The following is an 11,801-nucleotide window of genomic DNA, read 5'->3' as shown; positions in this document are numbered from 1 at the left end:
TCAGTCAAATCAAAATCTATTTAAAATGCGCCTGAATCACGTATTCTTATGCTGCATGCTATTCGCAGCTTACGGCCTGTCTGGCTGTAAGAAAAAACAACACTCAGATGAGTTTGTATTAAAGTTCTGGAATGTTAGATTGAATGCAGCCAATGTTGTTCCTGCACTTCCCGGCAATGGCTCCAGCGCCTACGCAACGCTGTACCTGCGCGATGATTACCGTTTGTATTATGATATTTATTTTGATTCCCTGGTGGGACTTACTCCGGAAACAGTAGAAATCCGGATGGGTAATCCGCTGCAAAACGGAAATACGGCGGTGTTGCAGCTGAGCGGCAATTTCACCGGTCGCAAAATGAAAGGGGATGTAGCGATGCCCAGAGAAGTGGCGGATAGCCTGCTGAAAAATCCGGGCTACCTGGTTATTGCTTCCAAAACGGCACCGGGTGGATTGGTACGTGGTCAGTTGGACAGGAAAATTCTACTGGCGAAAGACGTGTCTTTAACAGGAGATCAGGTGCAGCCACCGGTAAATACAGTTGCTACCGCAAAAATTTATCTGCGGATGACAGACGATAATACGCTGTTTTATGCAATCGATGTCAAAGGCCTGCCGGCCAACGATCAGTTGATGGAAGCGCATGTGCATAACGCAGGTGGTTCGGTGCTGTTAAAGCTGGCGACTACCGCTACCGACTACACGCAGCCGCTTAATACATCTGTTACCGGTGAGGCACTGAGGGCGCTGCAGCAAGACCCACTCTACCTGGATATTCACAGTACGCTGGCACCGGCAGGGCTCCTCCGGGGGACGCTACGCTGATACAACTCTTCCTTATTCCATAAACCTGTTTCATCATGATGCATTTCACACCTACCCACGGCAGGTGCCTGTCCGATAAACTATTTCGTTGGTGCCTTTCCGTTATACCTGCCATGATATTATCTACTCCCGCTATGGCATTCACAAAGGACACTACTGCACAGCATATAAAACCGGTAAAAGACAGTTCATGGTTCTCCCATACCACCTGGTTGTGGAACAGAAACAGCTCCCGGGCAAATATGGTCGCCGCTACATCTTCCGTTTACAGCCGGGAAGTGGGCAGTACACCCGTAGCCGATATCACCAATGTACTGGCCGGTCGGATGGCCGGACTTTATACCCTGCAACTCTCCGGCATGAACGGAGCAGACGGCGCCTCTTTTTCTCTGCGCGGAAAAACGCCACTCATTGTTATCGATGGTGTGGTACGCGACTTTACCGGCTTCAATCCCAATGATATTGAAAGTGTAACACTACTGAAGGATGCACTGGCCACAGCTATGTATGGGCAACGCTCTTCCAACGGGGTATTGATGGTGACCACGCGGGAAAAAGGACGCAAAGCTTTTGAAATCAACGCTTCCGCACAATATGGCCTGCTGGAATCATTATATAAACCACAATATGCAGATGCATTTCATTATGCGCAATTGTATAACGAAGCACAGCATAACATGAATGCCGCGGCCACTCCCCGTTATTCAGATGATATGATGAACGCCTGGAAGAACCGCACGAACGATCCCTATAAACAACCGAACGTAAACTGGTACAATGAAATCATGCGCAATACCACCAGTCAGCAACGCTATAACATAGATCTGGCAGGTAACGCCAGCAACTATCACTATTATGCTTCCCTGGAACACTTCGCACAGTCCGGTAATTTTATTACTTCTCCGGCTAACAGCTATAACACCAACAACGATTACAAGCGTTATAATATCCGCACCAACGCACTGGTGAATTTTAATAAAAATATAGAACTGGGGCTGAACGTATTTGGCTCTGTTGCCTCCGGTAACCAACCCGGCATCGGTACAGCAGGTTTGATGTCCCTGACAGGGGCCACTCCTCCCGTTGCTTTTCCCGTATTTAATGCCAACGGCTCCTTTGGGGGTACTAATCTTTGGCGTACCAACCCATACGCGGGCGCCATCTCTTCCGGCTATCAGCAAACAACAGAACGTACCATCAGCGCCGATATGACGCTGCAATATAAGCTGGACGACCTGTTAAAGGGTTTGTGGATAAAAGGACAGTTGTCTATGAACAACTATTACATGGAAACCATTGACCGCTCCAAAGGAGTGGCGGTATATGAGCCGGATACTACTGCCGGCGCTATTCCCAACAGCTATATTCAATATGGGACTGACGGGCTGGTAGCAGGCGGACAGGCAAAAGTAAACAGCCAGGTACGACAGAATTATTATAATATCATGGCAGGCTACGACCACACCTGGAACGGGCAGTCACTCCGGTTGCTGGCCACCTATAATGTAGATAATACCATCCGTAGTTTTACCCAACTGAATACACTGTATAGCAATGCAGGGCTTACTGCTTCTTACGACTGGCATAAAACCTACCTGGCAGAACTGGGCCTGGTATATGGTACCTTAAACAGGTATACACCAGGTAAACGCGGTAGCTTCCTGCCATCGGCAGGATTGGCCTGGGTAATCAGCAATGAAGATTTTTTCTCCAGCAACATTTTTGACCGCCTGAAAATAAGGACTACTGCCGGACAAACAGCCTGGGGAGATCCTAATAACTATTTCCTCTACCTCCCTAATTATGTAACCGGCAGCACCGGTTACAATGTAGGCGAAACATCTTCGGGTGTAAGTGGCACCATAGAATCGCAGTTAGCCAATCCGGATATTACCTGGGAAAAAGCCTGGAAAGTAGATGTAGGACTGGAAGCGGCGCTGTTTCACAGCCAGTTGTCCATATCACTGGATTATTACCGTAACAAATATTATGACCAGCTACAAACACGTGGTCGTAACTCCGGTATCCTGGGACATAGCTATCCGTTGGAGAATATTGGCCGCAGCAGGTATTCTGGATTAGAGGCCAGTGTGGATTACAGCCCGGTAACTACACATGCTTTTAAATATTACCTGGATGGCAATGTAAGCATTGCTGCCAGCAAGTTATTGTACAATGGAGATCCTATTTATCCTTATGCCTGGCAGAACAAAACCGGTTTGCCCATAGGACAGGCATTTGGGCTGGTGGCCGACGGATTTTATCAGACCGGAACGGATGTGAGCAAAACGGCTAACTGGCAGGGCTATACGCCGACACCAGGAGATATCCGTTATAAAGACCTGAATGGAGACGGTGTTATCAATGTACTGGATATGCAGCCCATAGGCAATCAGCGCCCGATGATATTCTTCGGCATGGGTGGCGGTTTCAGCTGGAAAGGATTTGATTTTAAACTGCTGCTGCAGGGCGTGATGAACCGTAATATGGTGTTGAGTGCAACGACCGTAAGTGCTTTCAACAACAGCTATGGCAACGTAATGGATATGCACAACAATCGCTGGACAACAGAGAACTCCGTGAATGCAGCATTTCCGCGACTTACTATTGGTACTAATGTCAATAACAGTCAGGCTTCCACCTTCTGGATGCGCAATGGAAATTATCTCCGGCTGAAAAATGTAGAATTGGGATATGACTTCAAAAAAGTATTTCTATCCCACAGCAGCGTGAGTCACCTGCGATTATTTGTAAATGCCTACAACCTGTTTACCTGGAAAAAGGTGGACTGGTTTGATCCTGAATCAGGCATGAGTGCATTTAGCAATCAGAGAATCATTAACGGGGGAATTTCCCTTGGCCTGTAAACCTTAAAGCTATTTTCATGATGAAAAAATGTATCCTCCTGCTTCTTGTTGTAGCGATGGCAGGGCTTGTAGCCTGTCAGAAGAATGTGGTAGAGAAAGCACCGCTGGAATATGTGAACGAAGACCTGGTGTTTGACAAACTCGATTCGCTGGGCGTTTATGCAGAACAATTTCTTTACAACACCTATAGTGATTTACCGCAAGGGTATAACCGTATTGGATCGAATATCCTGGATGCTGGTACAGATGATGCCGTTCCTTCCAATACAGACGACCAGGTACAATACTTTTCTGTGGGACAGTGGAGCCCTTATGTGTTGCCGGATGATCGATGGGATGCCCTGTACGGTGGCATCCGCAAAGCCAATATTTTTCTCTCAAAAATAGACCAGGTACCATTAAAAACAGCGGGCCTTAAGGAACAATGGAAATCTGAGGCCCGCCTGTTACGTGCTGTCTTTTATTTTGAATTAATAAAAAGATGGGGTGGTGTACCGTTAATTGGTGATAAGGTGTTTACGCTGAACGATAATATTTCGTTTGCCCGTAATAGTTATGAAGCATGTGTACAGTATATCCAACAGGAAGCAGATACTGTTCAGAAATATTTACCGGCCAGCTATGCCACTGCCTATTTTGGTCGTGCCACCCGCGGCGCTGCATTGGCACTGAAGTCCAGGCTGCTACTGTATGCAGCCAGTCCAATAAACAACCCGGCAGGCAACCGTGAAAAGTGGCTGGCAGCAGTGCAGGCTGCAAAAGATGTAATGGACCTGGGTATTTATTCGTTGACAAGCGCTATAGATGACCCATTTATGAAACGTAAAAATTCAGAGGTCATCCTGGCGTATATGTCATCGCCCAATAGTAGTGTAGAAGCACTTAACGGCCCGGTTGGATCCAAACGTGGAGATCAGGGCAAAACAAATCCAACACAGGAGCTGGTGGACGAGTTTGAAATGTCCAATGGAAAAATGATTACCGAAACGGGCGCCGGTTATGATGCACAAAAACCTTATGCTAACCGTGATCCCCGTTTTTATCTGACCATCTTTCATAACGGTATGTCATGGCTGGGCAGAACAGTAGAAACTTTTGATGGTGGCCTGGATAGGCCTGCCGGCTTCGGCAATTCCAATGGTGCTGAAACACGTACCGGTTACTATATGCGGAAGTTCCTCAGCACCGCAGGTACCGCTGCCAGTTATTCCAATGCAGAACATAGCTTTCCGGTTTTCCGCTATGCCGAAATATTACTCAACTATGCAGAGTCGCGCAATGAAGCTGATGGCCCCGTAAAGGAAGTATACGATGCATTGGAACTGATCCGGAAAAGAGCAAAACTTAATCCATATCAACTTCCCGCTGGACTTTCCAAAGAACAAATGCGTACACATATACAACATGAACGCAGGGTAGAAATGGCTTTTGAAGAACAACGTTTCTGGGATATCCGCCGCTGGAAAATAGCAGAGCAGGTATTAAACCGTCCGCTGCATGGAGTACAGGTGATAAAGTCAACAGATAATACGATGACCTACAAACGTGTAGAAGTAAGTGGGACGAAGTTTTTACCCGATCGTATGTACCTGTTCCCGATTCCTTACAAGGAAATGTTATCGAATAACAACATGCGTCAGAATCCCAATTGGTAAAACTCATTAACAGCATCTCATGAAAAAAATATTAAACTACCTGCTGTTGCTGCTCCTGTTGTGTAGCGTTATACCCGGTAAAGCACAGCAAAGGACTACTATAAAAGGTACTGTTACAGATGGAATACAGCCATTACCTGGCGTGACCATCTATGAAAAAGATCTTCCTGCAAATGGCGCTACTACAGATGAAAGCGGCAATTATATACTTACGCCGAAAGGAAAGTCAGGTATATTGATATTCTCTTTTGTTGGTTATCTGAAAAAAGAAATAGCTATCAGTAAGCTATCTTCCAATGTAATATTACAACAGGATACAAAGGGGCTTGAAGAAGTAGTAATAGTAGGCTTTGGTACCAAGAAAAAAATCACTTCCACCGGCGCAGTAAGTTCTATTTCCGGTGAACAGATCCGGCAAAGCCCCTCTGCGAGTTTGCAGAATTCACTCGCAGGACGCCTGCCAGGCTTGTTCACGCAACAACGCAGCGGACAACCTGGTAAAGATGGTGCCGCCTTTCAGATCAGGGGCATCAGTTCCTATAATAATACGGATAATAACTCAGCCAACAATCCATTGATCATTGTAGATGATATTGAGTTTACCTATGATCAGGTAAACCAGCTGGATCCCAACGAAATAGAGAGTGTGTCTATCCTGAAAGATGCATCTACTACAGCAGTATACGGTATCCGTGGTGCAAACGGTGTACTGGTAATTACTACCCGCCGTGGTAAGTCAGGTAAACCGCTGTTAACGGTGCGTAATGAAACAGGTATGCTATCGCCTACCCGCCCACCTGAAATGAATGACGGATATACTACTTTACGATTGTTACGTGAATATGAAACTACCAGTCTGCGGGATCCTGCCGTGAAGTATCCGCAGTTTTTTGCCAATAATAACCTTGATTATTACAAGGATAACAGCGATCCTTACAACCACCCGAATGTAAACTGGTGGAAGGTATTGATGAGGGATTATAGTCTGCAGAACAGAACCAATTTTGATATCAGCGGGGGATCAGATCTCATCAAATATTTTATCTCCCTGGGATATATTACGCAAGGGGGAATCTATAAAAACTTTTCTTCCGGTGAAGGATATAACAGCAACTACTTCTATAACCGTTATAACTTCCGTTCTAATATTGATATAGATCCCAGCAAAAGCCTGCATATCCGTGTAGATTTATCCGGCCGTTTTGGTACTACCAATGAGCCTAATGACAAAGCTTTTAACGGGGGTGGTAATACATTCCAATATTTGTGGAATGGAGAGTTGTCTTCTTTCGGGTATCCTATTTATAATGAAAACGGATCATTGGGCGGTACACTGTCTTCCGGTACCAAAGGTAACCCACTGGCTATTTTACAGTACTCCGGCTACCAACGTTCCTACGAAAATAATTTTAATATTGTTACGTCCGCAACACAACAGCTGGATGCGCTTACAAAAGGATTGTCTGCGAATGTGCTGTTATCGGTAGCCAGTGATTATGACTTTGCCAGATCGCTGACCCGTTCCAATAATGAAATACTCACTTACTATTACGACCAGGTGGCAGAAGCCTATAAGCCAGTGGTGAACAACCTGTATAGAATGGGCAAACTTAGCAGCAGTGGCGGGTATCGTGGTAGCGCCAGGAAAGTTAATATCCAGGCATCTCTGAACTATGCACGTAGCTTTGGGGATCATAACCTCAGCGCCCTGTTACTGGTGAACCAGATTACCAATACCAGTAATGACTGGGACAATAGTGCCAGCGTGGTAAATGCGGGTATTCCCAATAATTTCCGTGGTGTTACCGGCAGGATAGGATACAATTATAAACTGAAGTACCTGTTGGATGTAAACGCCGGCTATAATGGGTCTGATCGTTTTGCCAGCAGTAAAAAATATGGTTTATTCCCTGCTGTGGGGGTGGGCTGGAACATCAGCGAAGAGTCGTTCTTTAAAGACAATATCCGGTTCATTGATGCCTTCAAGTTGCGTGGCTCCTATGGTGTAGTGGGCAGCGATAGAATCGGGGCGTATAAGTACCTGTATGAGCAAATTTACAATGGAGGCAAGGGCTACAACTTCGGAGAAGTACCTACCGGCGTAAGTGGTATCGTAGAAGGTGATCTGGGTAATAGTGAAGTTACCTGGGAAAAAGAACGGAAAGCAGATATTGGGGTAGACATCAAAATGCTGCATGGTAAACTGGGCATTGTGGCTGATTATTTTGATAACTACCGTCATGATATCCTCTCTACCCGCGGTACAGTACCGCAGCCCTGGGGTGTGGGATTGCCACCCATGAACCTCGGACGTGTGAGTAACAAGGGGTATGAGCTGGAAGTAGAATATAAAGACCGCATTAATAAACTACAATATTTTGTCAGAGGACAGGTAAGTTTTGCCAAAAATAAAATCCTTTTCCGCGATGAGCCCAACGTTCGTTATCCATGGCTGGCCAGCACCGGTAAATCAATCGGGCAGGCGTTTGGCTACCAGTTTAACGGCTATTACACGGATATAGAAGACGTGATGAAAAGCCCGAAGCTGATCACCAGCGTACCTATGCAAAACCTCTTCCCCGGCGCCATGAAGTTTGCAGATCAGAATGGCGATGGCATTATTAACGATGACGATAAAATTGCGATGGGTGTAAATCAACCAAGATATGTGGCTGGATTGGGCTTCGGCTTTTCCTGGAAAGGATTTGACGTAAGCACCTTGTTCCAGGGTTCATTTGATTATGTGATCAATATACAACGGGGTAGTTTAGCGTATAGCCGTCCTGAAAGACAAACCACGCCTTATAACCTCGGACGCTGGGTACCATGGAACAGTACAGACAATGTATTCCCTGCGCTTGCTGATGGACAAGGCAGTCCACAGTCTTCTACCTACTGGTACAGAAAAGGAGATTATATCAGGTGGAAAAATTTTGAAATTGGCTACGCCGTTCCTGCTTCCCGGTTGAGAAATAAAGTGCTGAAAAGTATCCGGATCTATGCCAATGGTTACAACATGGCACTCGTATATACCGGGCTGCCAGTAGCCATAGATCCGGAGTCGGCGATGTCGTCTTCTGTGGGAGAGTATCCTCAGCAACGGATTTATAACCTGGGCCTGCAGGTGGGATTGTAAGCAGATTATTATCACCTCTACTAAAAATTATGACGATGATGAAAGTTTTTAAATATATGGTGACAGCGGGTTTGCTAATGGGATTGTTTGCCGCCTGCAAAAAGTCAGATAGCTTTCTTGATAAAAGACAAACAGAAAGTTTAACAGAACAAATTGTATTTGCAGATAGTGTGAAGACGCTTAACTTCCTGAATGACTTGTATGCTTATACCGGTATGGACCTGATCCATAACCGCTACACATTGATTACTTCGCCCGTTGGTAATGATTATGCCTGTATGGAAGATATGACCTCGCACTCCGTGTCTTATTACAGTGATCCGCAGGCATCGTTTATTACCGGCGCCAGTACTTCCAGGAATTATTTCAGCAATAACTATTATAAAACCTATTACACCAAAATCAGAGCCGCCAATCAGTATCTGAAAAAGGTAAGTGGCTCGCCGCTCTCCGCTGGCCTGCAACAGCGCACAAAGGCAGAAGCGCGTTATTTACGTGCCTGGTATTATGCTCAGCTGGTACGTTATTATGGCGGTGTGATGCTGGTAGGTGATACTATCTTCAGCGATCTTAATGCACCCATACAATATCAGCGAAACAGCTACAAAGATTGTATCAATTACATTGTGTCAGAATGCGATAAGGCTGCAGTAGATCTGCCATCAGTAGTGGATCAGTTGCCGGCAGACTATGGTCGTATTACCAGCGGTATGTGCCTGGCGCTGAAAGCGCGTATGCTGGTAACGGCTGCTAGTCCGTTATACAATGGGCAGCCCATTACTACAGATGCCGCATTGCAGCCTTTGATTTGTTACAGTGCTACCTATGATGTAAATCTGTGGCAGAAAGCAGCAGCTGCGTGTAAGGTACTGATGGATCAGGGCCTTTATGGTATCTATGAAAATAATAGCCCTGAATCCCGCCCGGGATATGGGTTCTGGAAACTGTTCCTGCTGCGTAAAAATAATGAGTATATCATGCCTTATATGATGGGCAACAATACAAATCTCGAAGGCGCCTGGTTCCCAAAATCAAGAGGTGGATCGGGATGGAGTAATCCAAGTCAGAACCTGGTAGATGCTTTTGGCATGAAAAACGGGAAAAGCACCAGTGATCCTGCTTCTGGTTATGATGCCCGTTTTCCTTATGATAACAGGGATCCGCGATTTTATAATACAATTATTTACAACCAGGCATTGGTGTATAGCAACAGCACCAAGAAAATGGATCCGGTAGATATTTATAAAACATGGCAAGGAACACTTACCGGCGATGGATTGCAGGCCTATTCTACCAAAACGGGCTACTATTCGCGTAAAATGAGCAATGATAGTACAGGCAGCTATAGCACACAAAGCAGGGTATACCCGGTGATCCGCTATGCAGAAATTTTGCTGGGTTATGCAGAAGCCATGAACGAAGTTAGCGGCCCGGTAACGGAAGTTTATGACATCGTGAAACGGATCCGAAAAAGAGCAGGTATTGAAGCAGGGGCAGACAACAACTATGGTCTTGCCACAGGCTTAAGCCAGTTGGAAATGCGGAGGATCATCCGCAGTGAGTATGAAGTGGAATTCGCCTACGAAGGCCACTGGTATTATGATACACGCCGTTGGAAAACAGCGGAATCTACGGAGAATATACCTATTCAGGGTGTAATGGTTACCMGGGAACAGAATAACAGTTGGAGTTATCAACGCATTACTGCGCTGAATGCAGTATTTCTATATCCAAAAATGTATTTCTGTCCGTTCCCTTATGACGAGGTGAATAAGAGTAGCCTGTTATTGCAAAATCCGGGCTGGTAGGCATTATTGTGAAAATTTATGAACATGAAGAAAATATTATTGGGCATAGCCCTGTTGCTGCCTCTGTTGAAGGTGAGCGCACAGGAGAGTAACGGGCGCGCAATACCGTTGAAGTATGGTGCACAGTACACCAGCAAGCGCACGGATGATGCCATGAACAAATGGCGCAGCAATCGTTTCGGACAATTTATTCACTGGGGCCTGTATGCTATTCCAGGTGGTGTATGGAATGGCAAAACATACAACTACGCAGCGGAGTTCCTGAAATCCAGTGCCAATGTGCCTGACGTGGTATGGGATTCACTGATGTACCAGTTTAACCCGGTGCAGTTTGATGCAAAAAAATGGGCGCGTATGGCCAAAAATATGGGGGTGAAATACATGACCATTACTACCAAGCACCATGAAGGATTTTGCATGTGGCCCAGCAAGTACACTGATTTTAATGTGGGGAACTCTCCTTATAAAAAGGACCTCCTGAAAGAACTGGTGACCGCTTATAACGCAGAAGGGATAGACGTGAATTTTTATTATTCGGTGCTGGACTGGCATCATCCCGACTGGCGTTATGATATTAAAACGCCGGAAGATAGTATTGCTTTCAGCCGTTACCTGACGTTTGCCGGCAGCCAGTTAAAGGAGCTGGCCATTAATTATCCAACCGTAAAAGCCTTCTGGTTTGATGGTACATGGGATAATTCCGTGAAAAAGAATGGCCGCTGGACATACGAAATAGAAAAGATGCTGAAGGAAGTAAGGCCAGGCGTGATCGTTAACAGCCGCCTGCGTGCAGATGATTTTGGTAAACGCCACAAAGATTCCAATGGACAACTGATGGGTGATTATGAATCCGGATATGAGCGCCGCTTACCAGATCCTGTTAATGACCTGGCTGTTACAAAATGGGACTGGGAAGCCTGTATGACGATCCCGGAAAACCAATGGGGATATCATAAAGACTGGACCATCAGTCATATTAAAACACCGGTGGAATTGCTGGAAATGCTGGCCAACGCCACTTCTATGGGAGGTAACTTCCTGTTGAACTTCGGACCTGCAGCAGATGGTACTTTCCGTCAGCAGGAACAGGACATTGCTACTACCATCGGTAAATGGATGGCACGCTATGGTAAATCTATTTACGATTGCGACTATGTAGAAATGAATAAGCAGGACTGGGGCTATTTTACAGGGAAGAAGAATACGAATCAACTGAACATGATTGTTTTTAATACACCTATTAATGGGTTGCTGAAAATTACCGCACCTAAAGGAATGGTGCTGGATAAAGCTGCTTTTATGGGTGGTGATGGTCAGACACTACAATTGGAAGAAGTGTCCAAAAACCAATATCATTTGCATATACCACTGAAATTATATGATTTGCCACCTGTGATTATACTTGATTTCCATACCGGAGATGCAGGTAAAAAATACCAGGATGCAAAAACCTGATGCGTTACGAATGCTGTTTGACTGCAGCATTTTCAGAATAGAAACCTGCCCGGAATA

At 45.6% G+C, this 11,801-nt stretch carries 6 protein-coding genes; all 6 read left to right on the top strand.

Annotation, left to right across the window (positions count from 1 at the left end):
* Positions 1–25 precede the first annotated feature (25 nt).
* From AC1DCV_RS11465 to AC1DCV_RS11440, 6 genes are read left to right on the top strand one after another with little or no spacing between them, the layout of a single operon-like run.
* On the top strand, positions 26–823 hold the full coding sequence (locus AC1DCV_RS11465; RefSeq protein ID WP_477023309.1) for a CHRD domain-containing protein: 798 nt from the start codon (positions 26–28) through the stop codon (positions 821–823).
* A gap of 35 nt (positions 824–858) precedes the next feature.
* Positions 859–3,690, top strand: coding sequence for a SusC/RagA family TonB-linked outer membrane protein (locus tag AC1DCV_RS11460; protein ID WP_477023308.1), 2,832 nt, complete (start codon positions 859–861; stop codon positions 3,688–3,690).
* A gap of 17 nt (positions 3,691–3,707) precedes the next feature.
* The gene (locus AC1DCV_RS11455) at positions 3,708–5,345 is read left to right on the top strand and encodes a RagB/SusD family nutrient uptake outer membrane protein (protein WP_477023307.1); all 1,638 of its coding nucleotides are present in this window, start codon (positions 3,708–3,710) and stop codon (positions 5,343–5,345) included.
* A gap of 19 nt (positions 5,346–5,364) precedes the next feature.
* Entirely contained in the window at positions 5,365–8,481 is a 3,117-nt protein-coding gene (locus tag AC1DCV_RS11450; protein ID WP_477023306.1) for a SusC/RagA family TonB-linked outer membrane protein, read from the top strand.
* A 35-nt stretch (positions 8,482–8,516) separates the two neighbouring features.
* Complete coding sequence (locus tag AC1DCV_RS11445) at positions 8,517–10,289, top strand: RagB/SusD family nutrient uptake outer membrane protein (RefSeq protein ID WP_477023305.1); 1,773 nt, start codon at positions 8,517–8,519, stop codon at positions 10,287–10,289.
* Positions 10,290–10,313: 24 nt separating this feature from the next.
* Positions 10,314–11,744: an alpha-L-fucosidase gene (locus tag AC1DCV_RS11440; RefSeq protein WP_477023304.1), complete on the top strand. Its 1,431-nt coding sequence runs from the start codon at positions 10,314–10,316 to the stop codon at positions 11,742–11,744.
* Positions 11,745–11,801: the final 57 nt, after the last annotated feature.

The organism is Chitinophaga sp. 10T418 (assembly GCF_056394125.1).
This window is presented reverse-complemented; position numbering and strand designations above follow the sequence as displayed.